This window comes from Leptolyngbya sp. GGD (genome assembly GCF_026735145.1).
GTDB lineage: Bacteria > Cyanobacteriota > Cyanobacteriia > Leptolyngbyales > Leptolyngbyaceae > Leptolyngbya > Leptolyngbya boryana.
The window spans coordinates 173,413-190,720 of record NZ_JAPQKE010000006.1 but is presented as its reverse complement, the minus strand read 5'-3'; the positions used below and the strand labels follow the sequence as shown (position 1 = coordinate 190,720).

11 protein-coding genes are annotated in these 17,308 nt (G+C 48.5%); 5 read left to right on the top strand and 6 right to left on the bottom strand.

The genetic code is table 11. The features are described from left to right. Positions 1–90: 90 nt before the first annotated feature. From OU814_RS24210 to OU814_RS24200, 3 genes are all read right to left on the bottom strand, one after another. Positions 91–1,833 carry an iron uptake porin gene (locus tag OU814_RS24210; RefSeq protein WP_268242332.1) on the bottom strand — a complete coding sequence of 581 codons (1,743 nt, stop codon included), beginning with the start codon at positions 1,831–1,833 and terminating at the stop codon, positions 91–93. 459 nt (positions 1,834–2,292) lie between these two features. Next, entirely contained in the window at positions 2,293–4,089 is a 1,797-nt protein-coding gene (typA, locus tag OU814_RS24205) for a translational GTPase TypA (protein ID WP_026148710.1), read from the bottom strand. 53 nt (positions 4,090–4,142) lie between these two features. Continuing rightward, positions 4,143–4,622: an EVE domain-containing protein gene (locus tag OU814_RS24200; protein WP_144056219.1), complete on the bottom strand. Its 480-nt coding sequence runs from the start codon at positions 4,620–4,622 to the stop codon at positions 4,143–4,145. 170 nt (positions 4,623–4,792) lie between these two features. Here OU814_RS24200 and OU814_RS24195 point away from each other — a divergent pair, with 170 nt between their 5' ends. From OU814_RS24195 to psaB, 3 genes are all read left to right on the top strand, one after another. Continuing rightward, a complete protein-coding gene (locus tag OU814_RS24195; protein WP_190651988.1) occupies positions 4,793–5,611 on the top strand; it encodes a squalene/phytoene synthase family protein in 819 nt (272 codons plus the stop codon). A gap of 882 nt (positions 5,612–6,493) precedes the next feature. Further along, complete coding sequence (gene psaA, locus OU814_RS24190; RefSeq protein ID WP_017288762.1) at positions 6,494–8,749, top strand: photosystem I core protein PsaA; 2,256 nt, start codon at positions 6,494–6,496, stop codon at positions 8,747–8,749. Between the two features lie 20 nt (positions 8,750–8,769). After that, entirely contained in the window at positions 8,770–10,983 is a 2,214-nt protein-coding gene (gene psaB / locus OU814_RS24185; RefSeq protein WP_017288763.1) for a photosystem I core protein PsaB, read from the top strand. 138 nt (positions 10,984–11,121) lie between these two features. On the opposite strand, the gene OU814_RS24180 is transcribed toward psaB, so the two are convergent. The 3 genes from OU814_RS24180 to OU814_RS24170 are packed head-to-tail and all read right to left on the bottom strand — an operon-like array spanning position 11,122 to position 13,312. Beyond that, a complete protein-coding gene (locus OU814_RS24180; RefSeq protein ID WP_268242331.1) occupies positions 11,122–11,859 on the bottom strand; it encodes an ABC transporter ATP-binding protein in 738 nt (245 codons plus the stop codon). Next, positions 11,859–12,398 (bottom strand): hypothetical protein, encoded by a 540-nt coding sequence (locus tag OU814_RS24175; protein ID WP_268242330.1) that lies wholly within the window; start codon positions 12,396–12,398, stop codon positions 11,859–11,861. Before OU814_RS24175 ends, OU814_RS24180 begins: the two co-directional genes overlap by 1 nt. Further along, on the bottom strand, positions 12,398–13,312 hold the full coding sequence (locus OU814_RS24170) for an alpha/beta fold hydrolase (RefSeq protein ID WP_017288766.1): 915 nt from the start codon (positions 13,310–13,312) through the stop codon (positions 12,398–12,400). The genes OU814_RS24175 and OU814_RS24170 overlap by 1 nt, the downstream gene beginning before the upstream one ends. Positions 13,313–13,558: 246 nt before the next feature. Here OU814_RS24170 and infC point away from each other — a divergent pair, with 246 nt between their 5' ends. Together infC and OU814_RS24160 are read left to right on the top strand one after the other, a co-directional pair. Then, a complete protein-coding gene (gene infC, locus OU814_RS24165) occupies positions 13,559–14,059 on the top strand; it encodes a translation initiation factor IF-3 (protein WP_017288767.1) in 501 nt (166 codons plus the stop codon). A 214-nt stretch (positions 14,060–14,273) separates the two neighbouring features. Beyond that, a complete protein-coding gene (locus OU814_RS24160) occupies positions 14,274–17,300 on the top strand; it encodes an Npt1/Npt2 family nucleotide transporter (RefSeq protein ID WP_017288768.1) in 3,027 nt (1,008 codons plus the stop codon). The last annotated feature ends 8 nt before the right edge of the window (positions 17,301–17,308 follow it).

Genomic DNA, 17,308 nt, shown 5'->3' with positions numbered 1-17,308 from the left:
ACTAGGGTTTTGTAGGTTTCCAATTTTTTGATATAAAAAAAGCCTCGCAAATCGCGAGGCTTTCAAGTTTTAGCAAGGCATCAATTTAGACTAGAACGAGAAAGTCGTCCGAATTGTCCCGACATAAACCGTATCGTTTGCATTGTTGTGCTCAGGATTGAACAATACAATGATGCCCGGCGTGATCGAGATCTTGTCGTTCAATCGCAGACGGTAAAGACCTTCCAAGTGGAACGAAGTATCCTCGTCTTCCTGACGAATACCGTTCACGACCAAATCACTATCGGTCACTTTCGGCGGCATCCCGAAGATCAGACCCGCCATGTTGCCCTTTCCACCCAAGTCAGGGAATGCAAGACCCACAGCCCAGTTCAGAATTGTTGCATCTGCGTTGGTTGCTCTGTTTTCAGCATGGGCTTTGGTCAAACCGCCCCAACCTGATAAGACGAGGCCCGGCGTTACTTTGAACGACCCTTGAACACCAAAGTGGTCTGCTGAAACTGCCGAACCCCGAACTCCACCTGCATTAATGAAATTACCGAATGGGTTGTTCGACAAGGCGCTGCCTGTTCCACTGGAAACACTCGCACCTGTCAAACGGTCATAAGAGCGGACATAAGTGAAACCCAAGTCAATATTTGAAGAGGGTTTGAAAGCAAGCTGAGCCAATGCTGCATTTGAGCCATTGAACAATCCATTCTTGTCGGTCGGATCGTTGCCATTATCAGCCAAATAGCCGAGCGATACCGTGAATGCTTGGCTTAATGGATAGTTTAGAGTTACACCCGCACCGCTTCCTGAACCACTTGCACCTTGACGGTAGATTGGGTTGAAACGACCAAAGCGCGAGATCGAGCCTTGGCTATCACTTGCTAGCAGTGGGTTGAAGTTGTTGACGTTGTTGTAGAACTCACCGTTGATCGCATCAATGGTAACGGCTCCACCTTGCCCGATCGGGAAACGATAGAACAATTTATCGACGAATGCCGAGTTGTCTGCCGTCCGACCGCCTTCATAGGAGAGGTCAGCCATGTTTGTGCCTGCTGCACCCGCGAAGTCGGTGATGTTTCGTGCTTGAATCCGGGTCAACAATGTGTCTTGTCCGGTGAAGCTCGTTCTCAAGCTCAAACGAACTCGGTTGCTGAAGGTGGTATTGTCGTCAACGTCAGGTCTTGCAACGGCTGCGCCCGTTTCTGCTGCTCTTCTCTCCAACAAGGAGCTAACTGCTTTGCTGTCGCCTTGTGCGCCAGAAATTGAGAAAATTGCTTCCCCTTGCAGTTTGGTAGTGGTGGAGAATTGCTGCTTCTCTAAAGTGGTGGTGCGAGCTTCCAGTGAATCCACACGACCGCGTAAAGTTGCGAGTTCTGCTGCAAATTGTTCTTGCAGTGTTTGCAGGGTTGCCAAATCTTCTTTCTTAACGAGGTCAGCCGTGGATGCTGCGATCAATTCGTTGACGCGATCGAGACAAGCATTCAAACCAGCGGCGAATTCGTAACGAGTCAGCGCTCGGTTCCCACGGTAGGTACGATCGGGATAACCTGCGATACAACCATAGCGCTCAACCAAGGATTGCAGCGCTTGGAATGCCCAGTCGGTGGGTCTGACATCCGACAATTGTGAGACTGAAGTGACTTGTCCAGCGTCATTCGCCGATACAACTCCTTCGTTGCTATATGCATTCAATTGGTCAAGCGAAGTACTCGGAGCGGTCGTATCAGCTTTAATTTCAGATGCATTAGCGGCGGTCGCAATGCCGATCGTCGCGGAGACAGTCAGGGTCGCACTCAAAAGCACTGGATTAACCAGCAGCGATTTCCACAAATTATTAGACATGGTCACTTCCGTATTCACACCATCAGATTGAAAACATTGCAACTTCGCCTTGATGGCAAAATTACAACATTCCGTAACAGTATAGCCTAGTACAATTCAGATTCCAAACTGCTTGAAATTTCAAATTATCAGCGAAATCAACGTTTCAGGCTGCTTATCAAGAGAGTTGTGATCAGGAACACCATCAGTTCTTTACTAAATCTTCATAAAGAAAAGTCTATTCAGTTCTTAACTGGATTCACTCCAAGTTAAGAAGAAGTTCATGAAATTCGCACCAAAAGTTCAGGCTCAACGGCGCTCAATCCGTCGAAGTCTGAATTTGCGGGTCGAATGCTGGGCTTGAGTACTGTCGTAGGGATCTGATACGCATGGGAGGGTTGATTCTAACGAATCGACTGAGAAGAGTGCGATCGCTCTCCAAATAAAAAGCGGGAAGTGATTAACCTCCCGCTGCTCAACCTATTTCTTCGCTAATCTCTTCGCTTTTGCCACTTTCCGTAATCGAATCGATTCGGGGGTGACTTCTAGCAGTTCGTCAGGGCCGATATACTCAAGTGCCCGTTCCAAACTCATATCAACTGGCTCTTTCAATTGAACCAGTTCTTCACCACCTGATGCACGGTGGTTTGTTAGCTGCTTCGCTTTGCAGACGTTGAGTTCGAGATCTTGTGGGCGATTGTGCTCACCCAGAATCATGCCTTTGTAGACTTTCGTTCCAGGCTTGATAAAGAAGACTCCACGATCTTCAGCGTTCTGCATGGCATAGAATGTCGCGGTTCCTTCTTCAAATGAAATCAGCACCCCATTCCGACGGGCTTCAATGTCCCCACTCATCTTGCGATATTCCAAGAAGCTGTGGTTCATGATGCCTTCCCCACGAGTCAGACGCATGAATTCACCCCGGAATCCAATCAAACCGCGAGCTGGAATCACAAATTCCAAATTCGTGCGTCCATTGGTTCCAACCTGCATATCTTGCATTTCGCCTTTGCGCTGTCCGAGACGTTCGATACAGCCTCCGACTGCTTCTTCGGGAACATCTAAGACTAGAGTTTCAAAGGGTTCGCAAGGTTGCCCGTTTACTTCACGGAAAATCACTTGTGGCTGAGAGACTTGGAACTCGTAACCTTCCCGACGCATTGTTTCGATTAAGATCCCAAGGTGCAGTTCACCCCGTCCAGACACGGCTAATTTGTCTGGTGAATCGGTTTCTTCAATTCGCAACGCCACATTTGTTTCGAGTTCGCGGAACAGTCGATCGCGGAGTTGCCGTGAGGTTACAAACGTCCCTTCTTGCCCAGCAAACGGCGAATCGTTCACAGAGAATGTCATTTGCAATGTCGGCTCATCGACTTTAATCAGAGGCAATGCTTGAGGATCATTCGGATCAGTAATTGTTTCACCGATGTTTGCACCTGCAAACCCTGCCACTGCAACTAAGTTTCCAGCCGTTGCTTCACTAATTTCAATCCGCTTTAGACCTTCAAAGCCCATTAGCTTCGAGATTTTAGATTTGACGACTTCTCCAGTTTCGGTAACGATCGCAGCTTGCTGCCCAACCCTAATCGTGCCGTTGTGAATTTTTCCGATCACAATCCGACCGAGATAATCTGAATAATCTAGTGTTGTCACTTGCAATTGAAGGGGTTTCGACGCATCGCCAACTGGCGGCGGAACGTGACGCAAAATTGCATCAAAGAGCGGCTGCATATCATCTGATTCTTCTTCCAGCGTGTTCTTCGCAAACGCGGAAAGACCAGAACCAAAGAGATAAGGGAATTCGCACTGGTCATCGTCTGCACCCAGTTCAATGAACAGATCCAGAACTTTATCAACGGCAATCATTGGATTGGCACGAGGACGATCGATTTTATTCACAAATACGATCGGGCGCAGTCCTTTCTCTAATGCCTTCTTCAACACAAAGCGAGTCTGAGGCATTGGACCTTCGTTTGCGTCCACAATGAGTAGACAGCCATCTACCATGCCTAAAACTCGCTCAACTTCACCACCGAAGTCGGCGTGTCCAGGTGTATCGACAATATTAATTAGAGTATCTTTGTATCGAACAGCGGTATTTTTAGACAAAATCGTGATGCCGCGTTCGCGCTCTAGATCGTTCGAGTCCATTACGCAGTCCGGGATCTCTTCTCCCTCGCGGAACGTTCCCGCCTGCTTAAGAAGAGCATCGACCAGTGTAGTTTTACCGTGGTCAACGTGAGCGATGATAGCAACGTTGCGAATGGGAAGAGTCATAGATAGACCGTAAGGGTTGAAAAGAATCGTAATAAGAGCTTAACAATTCTATCCTAACGGCTTCTGGTTCGGTTGGAAATTTGTTCTGAAATTAAGTTGAAAATTCGATCGCTGATTTCTTTTTCTACAGGCAATACAGAGAGGCGATTGCCTTGCCGGACGACTGCTAATTCTTCGGGTGTAAATGTTTGTCGTAAAATCTCCAACGAAATCATTGGGAATTTCTTAACAAACTCTGCTCGAACGGTATGCCATCGGGGAGCATCTGGTGAAGATTTTGCGTCGTAATAATCACTGTCTGGATCAAATTGAGTGGGATCGACGACACGAGCTTCCACAATGTGCATCAAGCCGACGATGCCAGGTGGCTTGGCATTGGAATGGTAGAAGAACGCAAGGTCTCCGACCTCCATTGACTTTAAATAATTCCGCGCTTGGTAATTGCGAACACCGTCCCAGAGAGTGATGCGATCGCGTTCGAGATCCGTAATCCCATAGACATCAGGTTCTGATTTCATCAACCAATATTTCATGTTCAATTCCAATTTCATGCTGATTCCCAAAATTCCCCAGCAGTCTACCGCACTGAGTTCCAACATCTTGTAAGGTTGCGAATAAGCAGAAATTATTGAGTGACACGTGAATAAACAGTTTTTCGAGAACGCAACCTGTTATAAAAGTTTCGAGAGAGGAGTGAAATCATATGAACTTACAAAAAACCGCCTTGGATGTTTTGAAGGAGACGAGTCGGACATTTTTCATTCCCATTAGTCGCCTGCCGACCGGACTCAAAGAAGCGGTAGCGTCGGCATATTTGTGCATGAGAGCGATCGACCAAATCGAAGACCATCCCGATTTAGAGAATGCAGCCAAGTCTCGAATGCTTCGGCAAATCAGTTTGGTGTTGCAAGCGGGCGATCGCGGTTTTACGTCTGAAGATTTCCGTCCAATTTTTGCCTCAGAACTTGAGCATCTTGAAGAAGTCACACTGCGACTGGATGAATGGCTCTCTTATGCGCCTGCGGAAATTGCTCCTCGAATTTGGGAAGCGATTTCTACCATGTCTGACCGCATGGCGCATTGGGCAGACTGTAATTGGGCAATTCATACTGAAACGGAACTTGATCAATATACGTTTAGCGTGGCAGCTTCGGTTGGATTGTTGCTATCGGATCTTTGGGCTTGGTATGACGGAACGAAGACCGATCGTATTCAAGCAGTGGGGTTCGGTCGGGGGTTACAGTCGGTGAATATTTTGCGAAATCACGGCGAGGATTTTACTCGTGGTGTAGCGTTCTACCCGAAGGGGTGGACAGACGATGAGATGCAAGCTTATTCCCGCCGCCAGCTTGAACTTGCGAGTGCTTATGTCGAGTCGCTGCCTGAAATCAGCCCGGCACGGGATTTCTGCCGCGTCATTCTAACGTTGGCTTATGCAACTTTAGAAGCGATACAGCACGGGGCAGAAAAACTCAGTCGATCGGAAGTCATGGAACTGGTTCAGCAAGTGACAGCGAGTTAGAACCGTTTGAATGAGATCAACCTTTGCGTTTCCAGTCCGTGGTGGATTGGAAACGCGATTGCAGCGAATCGCTTTAGTCTCTCTGCATGATGCAAATCGATAGCGCTTCATTGTGATTTGCACATGAACTCTCTAACAATCTTCATCTTCCCCAAAAGCTCTCGCGCAAGCCATCTCAGTCAGTTCGTGAGATCCCACAGGAACTTCCCACAATACGGCTTCAATCTTTCACAGAATGAGAAATTTGCTGTTACAGAGCGATACTAATTTGCTCTGTTAAGAAAGATTAAAGAACGCGATCGTACGCTCATTGGGCTATCTAAATCTCCCTGAGCTTCCATGTTGAAAAATCTTGGGTTATGAAACCTAGCAGGATTGTCATAGCTTGAACCAGGCCGTAGCATCGCTTCCGGCCGGAAAACGTCGAGATCACGGACTCAATCCTGCTTCTAGCTCAGGACGTACAACAATTTTTATGAACAACAAGATTCAGAGACTATCAACTATGCTTAAGCGAATGAATCAAAAATCTCAATCCTTGAGTAATGTAAAGTTAATCACAAACCTCTTGACTTTTCGATTTCAGCTAATGCCTCAGATCCAAGCAGAGTCAAGAAAATCCGAACTTTGAATTATTGTTAATAAGCTTCTGAAACGTTTTCATCAAAGCCCTATAATGACCCATTGAGAACCCACGAAGGCGCGATCCCAATACCTGGGAGCCAACTGGAATCTCAGACCAAGCTACTCAGCGACATCTGCGGAATCCGCAACTAGGTCTTATGCCTTGTCATCCCGTCGCGAGTTTGCTTAACAGAAGGGTTTGAGAACCAGTGCCGGATCGGGATTCCTCGTTCCTTGTCTAGAGAGAGGAGAGTCTCAATGACAATTAGCCCACCGGAGCGCGAGGCAAAGGTGCGGGTCGTCGTTGATAAAGATCCCACCCCGACTTCTTTCGAGAAATGGGGACAGCCGGGACACTTCGATCGAACCCTATCTAAGGGACCCAAAACCACCACTTGGATTTGGAACCTTCACGCTAACGCTCACGATTTCGATAGCCATACAAGCGACTTAGAAGACGTTTCTCGTAAAATTTTTAGCGCGCACTTCGGTCATTTAGCCGTTGTGTTCATTTGGTTGAGTGGAATGTACTTCCACGGCGCTAAGTTTTCAAATTATGAAGCATGGCTTGCAAACCCGACTGGTGTAAAACCCAGCGCGCAAGTGGTTTGGGACATCTTCGGTCAAGAAATTCTTAACGCGGATGTCGGCGGCGGCTTCCACGGAATTCAGATCACCTCTGGTTTATTCCAAATGTGGCGGGGTGCTGGCTTCACGAACACATTTCAGCTTTACTGCACCGCAATCGGCGGTCTCGTCATGGCTGGTTTGATGCTGTTTGCAGGCTGGTTCCACTATCACAAACGCGCTCCCAAACTGGAATGGTTCCAGAATGCGGAGTCCATGATGAATCACCACCTGGCCGGTCTGTTCGGACTCGGTTCGTTGGGTTGGGCGGGACACCAGATCCACGTCTCCCTACCTGTGAACGAGTTGCTCGATCGGGGCGTACCTGCGGATAAGATTCCTCTGCCTCATGAGTTCATCTTGAACACCCAATTGATGGCGGATATCTATCCCAGCTTCGCAAAAGGTCTTATTCCTTTCTTTACCCTCAACTGGGGTGAATATTCTGACTTCCTCACCTTCAAAGGTGGTTTGAACCCGGTCACGGGCGGTCTCTGGCTGACTGACACGGCACATCACCATTTGGCGATCGCTGTGTTGTTCATCATCGCTGGACACATGTACCGCACCAACTGGGGTATCGGTCACAGCATGAAGGAAATCCTGGAAGCACATAAAGGTCCTTTCACTGGGGAAGGTCACAAAGGCTTATACGAAGTTCTGACCACTTCTTGGCACGCTCAACTGGCAATCAACTTAGCAATGGTTGGTTCTTTGAGCATCATCGTGGCTCAGCACATGTATGCAATGCCGCCTTACCCGTATTTGGCAACTGACTATGCAACGCAGTTGTCGCTATTTACTCACCACATGTGGTTGGGTGGATTCTTTATCGTCGGTGGAGCCGCTCACGGAGCGATCTTCATGGTGCGTGACTACGATCCAGTTGTGAACCAAAACAACTTGCTCGATCGCGTATTGCGCCATCGCGATGCCATCATTTCTCACTTGAACTGGGTTTGTATCTTCTTGGGCTTCCACAGCTTCGGTCTGTACGTGCATAACGACACGATGCGTGCTTTGGGTCGTCCGCAAGATATGTTCTCGGATACCGCAATTCAATTGCAGCCTGTGTTTGCGCAGTGGGTACAAAACCTGCATACGCTTGCACCGGGCACAACTGCTCCGAATGCGCTGGCTCCTGCGAGCTTTGCATTTGGCGGTGGAACGGTCGCTGTCGCTGGCAAAGTTGCCATGATGCCGATCGCGTTGGGTACGGCGGACTTCATGGTTCACCATATTCATGCTTTCACGATTCACGTAACAGTTCTTATCCTCTTGAAGGGTGTGCTGTTTGCGCGTAGCTCACGCTTGATTCCTGATAAAGCGAATCTTGGTTTCCGCTTCCCGTGCGATGGTCCGGGTCGTGGCGGTACTTGCCAAGTGTCTGGATGGGATCACGTGTTCCTCGGTCTGTTCTGGATGTACAACTCCTTGTCGATCGTTATCTTCCACTTCAGCTGGAAAATGCAGTCTGATGTTTGGGGCACGGTTGGAGCAGATGGAACGGTAGACCATATTACGGGCGGTAACTTCGCTCAAAGTGCGATCACAATCAATGGTTGGTTGCGCGACTTCCTGTGGGCACAAGCGGCTCAGGTGATTGGATCTTACGGATCTGCGTTGTCAGCTTATGGACTCATGTTCTTGGGCGCTCACTTTGTTTGGGCATTCAGCTTGATGTTCCTGTTTAGCGGACGCGGTTACTGGCAAGAACTGATCGAATCGATCGTTTGGGCACACAACAAGCTCAAAGTTGCACCTGCAATTCAGCCTCGTGCGTTGAGCATTATTCAAGGACGGGCTGTGGGCGTTGCTCACTACCTATTAGGCGGGATTGCCACAACGTGGGCATTCTTCCTAGCTCGATCATTGTCAATCGGATGAGCGAGGATTAACAAACAGCTATGGCAACTAAGTTCCCCAAATTTAGTCAAGACCTTGCCCAAGATCCTACTACTCGTCGGATTTGGTATGGGATTGCCACCGCTCACGACTTTGAAAGCCACGACGGAATGACGGAAGAGAAGCTCTATCAAAAGCTTTTCGCGACTCACTTCGGTCACTTGGCAATCATCTTCTTGTGGGCATCTGGTAGCCTATTCCACGTTGCTTGGCAAGGCAACTTTGAGCAATGGATCAAAGATCCGCTCAACATTCGCCCGATCGCTCATGCGATTTGGGATCCTCAGTTCGGTAAGCCTGCGGTAGATGCGTTTACCCAAGGTGGTGCGAACTATCCTGTCGATATTTCCTACTCAGGTGTTTACCACTGGTGGTACACGATCGGCATGAGAACCAATGGTGATCTGTACCAAGGTTCGATCTTCTTGTTGATCTTGTCTGCTGTCCTCCTGTTCGCAGGTTGGTTACACCTTCAGCCTAAATTCCGTCCGAGCTTGGCTTGGTTTAAGAACGCTGAATCGCGTTTGAATCACCACTTGTCTGGTTTGTTCGGTGTTAGCTCTTTGGCTTGGGCAGGTCACTTGATCCACGTTGCTATCCCTGAATCTCGCGGACAGCATGTGGGTTGGGACAACTTCTTGTCCACCATGCCGCACCCTGCAGGTCTTGCACCTTTCTTTACTGGAAATTGGGGTGTGTATGCAGAAAATCCAGATACTGCTGAACATATCTTTGGTACAGCTCAAGGTTCTGGCTCTGCGATCTTGACGTTCCTCGGTGGATTCCACCCGCAAACAGAATCGCTGTGGCTGACCGATATGGCTCACCACCACTTAGCGATCGCGGTGATCTTCATCGTGGCAGGTCACATGTACCGCACCAACTTCGGGATTGGTCACAGCATCAAGGACATCCTGAATGCTCACAAACCGCCGGCTGGTGGTTTGGGTGACGGTCACACTGGACTGTATGACACTGTCAACAACTCCTTGCACTTCCAACTTGGTCTTGCTTTGGCTGCGTTGGGAACGGTGACGTCCTTGGTTGCGCAGCACATGTACTCGATGCCGCCCTATGCCTTCATTGCGAAGGACTTCACGACTCAAGCTGCTCTGTATACTCATCACCAATACATTGCTGGCTTCTTGATGGTGGGCGCATTTGCACACGGCGCAATCTTCTGGGTTCGTGATTACGATCCAGACCAAAACAAGAACAACGTGCTTGCACGTATCTTGGGTCACAAGGAAGCGATTATCTCTCACCTGAGCTGGGTGTCGCTGTTCTTGGGCTTCCACACTCTCGGGCTGTACGTTCACAACGATGTTGTCGTTGCGTTTGGTACTCCTGAAAAGCAAATCTTGATTGAGCCTGTGTTTGCTCAATGGATTCAGTCGACTCACGGTAAGGCACTGTATGGCTTCAATGCTCTACTGTCGAACCCTGACAGCATCGCAACAACGGCTTGGCCGAACCACGGTAACGTTTGGTTGCCGGGTTGGTTAGATGCGATTAACAGTGGTGTTAACTCACTGTTCTTGACGATTGGTCCTGGTGACTTCTTGGTTCACCACGCGATCGCGCTCGGTCTGCACACCACCACTTTGATCTTGGTCAAGGGTGCGTTGGATGCTCGTGGATCGAAGCTGATGCCGGATAAGAAAGACTTTGGCTACGCATTCCCTTGCGATGGTCCGGGTCGTGGCGGTACCTGCGATATCTCTGCATGGGACTCCTTCTATCTGGCAATGTTCTGGATGTTGAATACCATCGGTTGGGTAACGTTCTACTGGCACTGGAAGCATTTAGCGATCTGGTCGGGTAACGTGGCTCAGTTCAACGAAAGTTCGACCTACTTGATGGGTTGGCTGCGTGACTACCTGTGGCAATATTCTGCTCCATTGATCAACGGTTACAACCCGTATGGCATGAATAACTTGGCGGTTTGGGCTTGGATGTTCCTCTTGGGACACTTGGTCTGGGCAACCGGCTTCATGTTCTTGATCTCCTGGAGAGGCTACTGGCAAGAATTGATCGAAACTCTGGTTTGGGCGCATGAGCGCACTCCGCTCGCGAACTTGATTCGCTGGAAAGACAAACCGGTTGCTCTCTCGATCGTTCAAGCTCGGTTGGTTGGTCTGGTTCACTTCACGGCAGGTTATGTGCTGACGTATGCAGCCTTCGTGATTGCTTCTACAGCAGGTAAGTTCGGCTAATCGAACTGAATGCAGTAGGTAAATGAAAGAAATCCCTCACCTTTGGGTGGGGGATTTTTGGTATAGAGCCTCAGGTTCAGTCGGGTTATACGTATGGCACGTCTTGAGGAAGAATCTTGCATCCAAGACGTCAAACGCTTAATCCCATTCTTCAGCTTCTTCGATTTCAATTTGCGCGATCGCTGTTCTGATGGTTTGCCAATCCGCTCGATTGGTATCAGCGACTAATTGCCCCCGCTCTAACTGCAAAACCCGCTGGCTAAACTGCTCTGCCCAGTCAAACTGATGCGTTACGGCTAAAACCGTACAATCCACCTGCGCTAAAATCCGCAACAGTAACTCGCTCCGATTTGCATCTAAATTCGCGGTTGGTTCATCGAGTAACAATATCGCAGGCTGACAGATTAACCCTCTTGCGATCGCAATCCACTGTCTTTCTCCTGTTGAAAGCTCTTGCTCTGTGCGATCGTACCAATCCCGAGCAATCTTCATGCGCTCAAAACATTCATCCACGCATCGGTCAACATCTTTGAGATTTCGCAAACTTAATGGATAGCTCAATGCTTCTCGAACCGTCATGCCAAACAATTTGGGTTCTTGTGCAACAAACAGAATTTGCTGGCGCAATTTTGTGACTGAGATTTCCTGAAAGCTTTTGCCTTCAAACTGGATTGACCCCTGAGTTGGTTCAGCTAATCGGTTGAGCAGTCTGAGCAACGTCGTTTTACCTGAGCCGGACGCACCGACGATCGCAATTCGTTCTCCCTGGTTCACGCCAAACGAGATATTGCGCAGCAGGGCATGATCTTCCAGAGTATTGCCTCTTTTGCTCAGCCTGAAATGAGAAAAACTCACGTTCTCTACTTGTAATTGCATCAAATCTTGCCTAACGTGAAAGCGGTCGAAATTGTCCAAGCATCAATCAGCAACAGGAAGAAGGTGAAGCCTAACAAGATCAAATACATCCACGGTTGTGACAAGGGTTTGACATCAGTCGTATCGATTCCGGTCTCTGCCTGAACGCGATCGACGAATCGCGCAAATCCAACGATACGCATTGGCAAAAGATAGCCTTCACCCGATTGGCTGAGAAAATAGTAGACTAATCCGCCCTGACCGGTCGATCGCGGTTTCAATGCCTTCACATCTGCCCAAGCAAGCTGCCAACCCCGGCGGAAAAACTTTGGAACCCACCCTGGATAAGCAACTTGAATTCCTTCTGAATCGACAATCACTCGTTCACTTAATGCAGCGAAGAGGATAAGAAATCCGATCGCAATTCCTACCCAAAGCCAACGACTCGGAACAGGCGCATCTGTCGCCTCCGCGAGAAAAGGCAGCGGAGTCGTTAACGCGATGTACAAACTGAGCAACGTAAGTCGAATTAAAGGCGAGATCCGAAAAACATCTGTCATCACACACACTCCTTAATCCAACCGAGAATCTTGCGATTCACTTCCTCCGGGCGTTCGTCGTGGGGACAATGCCCTGCATTCTCAATCTCAACTAATTCCAGTTTTGGATTGAGTTTGACACAATACTCAGCCAAACTCGGCGGCACGAATTTATCTTGCTTCCCCCAAAACAGCAACATCGGAACCCGCACTGTCGGCAAAATCGATCGCGCTCGGTATTCCGTTACTTTTGGAGTATTAACCATCGATCGCAACGCCTTGACTGCACCTGTATCTCGCGCTGGAGTCGCTAAAATTTCAATCAGTTCGTCTGTAATCCCGTCCGAACTTGCATAAGCTTGTTTTGCCCAGAGCCGAATCAAGCGCGAACTTCTCAACACTCGAAAGAACGGATTAAAAATCAATGGAAACGTAAAAATACTTTTCCCTACCACCATAATTGGACGAACGACCTTCACTGCCGAGTCGAACCATTCTGGCTGCTCCAGCACCGAAGAATCGGGTAAATTCAGCATCACGACTCCTTTGACCATGTCTGGGTAAGCCTTCGCCACTGCCAGACAGACCGAAGAGCCAATCGAATTTCCAATCAGCACGACAGGTTCACGCACAAACGTCAGCCAAAAATCATGCACCTGTTCGAGCCAGAGTCTTAAGTTATAAGGCGCGATCGCTTTCTCCGAAGCCCCAAATCCCAACAAATCCAGTGCATACACCGTATGATGCTGGCTCAGCACCGACAGATTATGTCGCCAATGCCCGATCGAAGCGCCGAACCCATGAATGAACAGCAGCGGCGGCGCAATTTCTGATTTTTGCGATCGCAAATAAGTATACCGAGTTTGCCAACCGCGCCACATCCAATCGCGTTGACTGCCAATTCGTTGTCGCCAAGGTAATGCGTCTACCACCATGCACTCGACTCATGTAAACATTTATCTATTCTAATCATCAGGTTCGATATCCAATTCTTGATCCCTCCTTTAGAATTAAAGTTAAGAAATTCCCCGAAAACTCGTCAGACTGAGTAGAATGACGAGTACGATTTCTCAGCGAATTGACAATTGTTTACTGATCGACAGACAAATCGATCGCACATTGTCTCCCTTATCCACTTAATTCAACAGGTGCCTGTGATAGAAAAAAGACCCAATCGAGACATGCCCGTAATCAACGAACGGATTCGGTTTCCGAAAGTTCGTGTCATTGATGCAGATGGTTCTCAGCTTGGCATTATGACCTCACGTGAAGCTCAAACAATGGCAGACGAGAAAGAACTCGATCTCGTTCTCGTGAGCGATAAAGCTGATCCGCCTGTCGTCAAGATCATCGACTACGGTAAGCATAAGTTCGAGCAAGAAAAGAAGGCGAAAGAAGCTAAGAAGAAACAGCATACCGTAGACGTCAAGGAAGTAAAAATGCGCTACAAAATTGAGGAGCACGACTATAACGTGCGAATCAATCAAGCTGAACGCTTCCTGAAGGCAGGGGATAAAGTCAAAGCCACGATCATGTTCCGTGGACGAGAAATTCAGCACAGTGATCTTGCAGAAACTCTGCTGAAGCGGATGGCGACTGACCTCCAAGAAATTGCGGAAGTGCAACAAGCACCGAAGAAAGAAGGGCGCAATATGATGATGCTGCTCGCACCGAAGAAGTAGGGAATTAGGGGGATGGGGAGATTCAGACGATATACTCCCTTGTGAAGCGTAATATCGCCATTCCCCTATTCCTCCATTCCCCCAACCCAATTAAGGGACAGTGAGATCAATTCTTGCTGTCCCTTTTGCTTCGGTAGAAACTTGGGCATCTTAGGGAGGATTCCTCACATACATCAAGGAATCATGTGCATCGATTTAACGAGAACACCCCCACATGGTTGCGTCAAATTCGGCTCCCCAAAAATCAGGCGAAAATCGGTTCCTGCGCTGGATTAATCTCCGAAAAGGCGAAGGACAGCGCACGTTTTGGATGTTTACGGCTTATAGCGCAACTTCATCCGGTCTGATGTGGCTTGAAGCCTGTTCGGTCGATCGCTTTCTCTCAGAATTTGGCGCAGCGAATCTTCCCGTCATCTACATCACAAGTGCTGGTCTGAAGATTCTTTTAGGAATGTTGTACTCGTGGCTGCAAACATTTTTGCCGCTGCGATCGGTGATTATTTGGATTGCGCTCTTACTTGCTGCACCCCTTCCCTTCTTTTCATTGGGTCTTAGCGAATCTGCGGAAGCACAGATTGGCAGCTTTTATATTGTGCAGATTACGATCTTTGCCATGCAGCTCTGGCTAGAGGCAAGCCATGTTCTCAATGATTTGAACGCTTCGATTACCGCTAATCAGTTGTTTAATATCCGAGAAATTAAGCGTACCTATCCGTTAATCAGTAGCGGCATTCTGGTTGCAGATGTGTTTGGTGGGTTTTCGTTACCTTGGGTCCTGCGGCAATTTCCACGGGATCAAGCGGTTCCAAGCGTACTGCTTCTGGCATTTGGGCTGATGGTCTTCGGCGCGATCGTCCTGTTTGGCTTGAGTCTTGCCAATCGGCAAGCTTTTCCTACGGCTCGTCGTCGTCGAGAAGACAACAATGCCGAACATTCTCCGCCCCGACTTCAGGGACAGATGAAAAGTTATATGCAGTTGTTGCAGATCTTCTTTTCGCTGGCACAGGTTTTTCTCTTGCTGGTTGAGTTTCAATTTCTGACGCAATTAGGCAAAGATTCGGGGCTGGCTTCTCAGATTGTAGGTGGCGAAGTTGCTGGCTTTCTCGGACTGTTTAACGGGGCATTGGGGATTTGCGAATTGGCGATGCAGTGGATGTTTTCGAGCCGTGTTCTCGATCGCATGGGGGTTTTCACCTCGATTATGCTGCTGCCGATCGTCGTCATGAGTCTCACAGGCATCTCCATGACCGGGATGATTCCTGTGTTTTATGGAGTTTTAGCACTGCGGTTTCTCTATGAATTACTGCATTACACGCTGCTAAGTGGAAGTGTGCCATTTCTCTTTTATTCTGTTCCTGACCATATTCGTAACCAAGAACAAGCAAAAGTTCGGAGTATTGCAGAGCCTATTTCTACTGCTGTGACTGGATTAATTCTCATGGGATTAGTCAAACTCAGTATGAATGGCATTGGCGTTGCAGAACAGACGCTCAGTTTCAGTCTGATGATTGCAGCCGCGATTGTGTGGCTCTGGACGATTGGTGCATTAAAAAAAGAGTATCTCAATCTGCTCGTTCTGAATGCGGGGCGTGGACAGTTGAGCACCTCAGAGGTCGATTTGAAAGCGTTGCGACAGAAGACGATCGATACTTTAGAAAAACCCGGAACCGAAGAAGATAAACGTGCCTGTATCGAATTCTTAAGTGAAATTGATGGCAGAAATTCAGGAGAAGTTCTGGCTCCACTGCTTTCTAGACTTTCGCCAGAATTGCAGTACAAAAGCATCGAAGTGATGCTCAAGCATCCGAATCCGGCATATTTAAATCCAGTCAAATCACTCTGCGCTCAACGTCCCGCTCCGGAAGTAATGGCAGTTGCTTTGCGCTATATCTGGTTGACCGAAGAATCTGCTTCATTCAGTGAATTGCGGCATTACCTCAAGCCAAATCATCCTTCTATTGTGCGAGCGACCGCAGCATCGCTGATTTTGCGCCAAGGGACTATGAGCGAAAAGGCAGAAGCAACCTATGTCTTGCATTCGATGTTGACGAGCAAGCAAGTTCAAGATCGCGTGATTGGCTGTCGGGCATTGGGAGGAGCCGTACATCTACAAGGCTTACGATTGTGGCTCAAACCTTATGTCTCTAAGTTGGTCAAAGATCCATCGTTTGAGGTGAGAGCCGCAACGTTAGAAGCGATCGCGGCAACTCGATCCGAAGAATTCTACCGTTACCTGATGGTGGGTTTATATCATCGCCCCACTCGCGAAGCCGCCAAGTCAGCTCTCGTGAGCTTAGAAGATACCGCACTCAACAATCTGATTCGGCTTGTGGATGATGTGGAGCGACCGCTGTTAGTTCGGACTGAAGCGATGAGTGCGATCGGACAAATTGGCACTCCAGAAGCTTTAGATCTGCTGATTTCTCGATTGACAACTTCTTGGGGAGTTCCGCGACGTGCCCTATTACGCATCCTGCTGAAAGTGCCCAACGAGAAAGGAATTGATGCAGTCGCAGAGCAGTTAGGACGTGTAGGGATTGAACAACTGATCGAACAAGAATTGATGTTTATCGGGCAAGTGTATGCTGCTTCGATGGATTTGATTTTGGAGCGGATTCGCTGTGATGAGACGATGCTCTTGCGATCGGCATTAGAAACGTTGCCTGCCGATAGTTTGGAGCGGATCTTCTTGCTGATGAAGTTTCTCTATCCGATTGGTTCGATTCGAGTTGCAGAGTATAACTTACAGTCAGAATCGAAATCCGCGATCGCGCAAGGGTTAGAAATTCTCGATAGTACCTTGGATATTAATAGTAAACGGGCACTACTGGGAGTTTTGGATCGAGAGTTGCCGATCGATAAGCTGCAGAGTTTATCGAGTCTTGTGCCGTATACGCCGATGCAACCGAGCGAGCGACTGAACCATTTACTCGAGCTGCGGCATTTTATTTCAGATTGGGCATTAGCTTGCTGTTTCCATCTCGCAAAACGGGCACATTGGAATATCAGCCCAGATGCGATTCGATCAGGCTTGCGACATCCGAGAGGCTATGTTCGAGAAGCCGCTCTGAGCTATATCGCAACCCAATTTCCTCAGAAGTTAGGACTGGTGCTGCAAGGATTTCAGAACGAGCGCAATCCCATTGTGGCAGCGCAAGTTCAAGAGATGATGAAAAAGTTGGGGATGCGTCCGCCAGCACAACATCCTGAAGCGCTACCGCGCCTGAAAACCGAATCTTAGGGTGATAT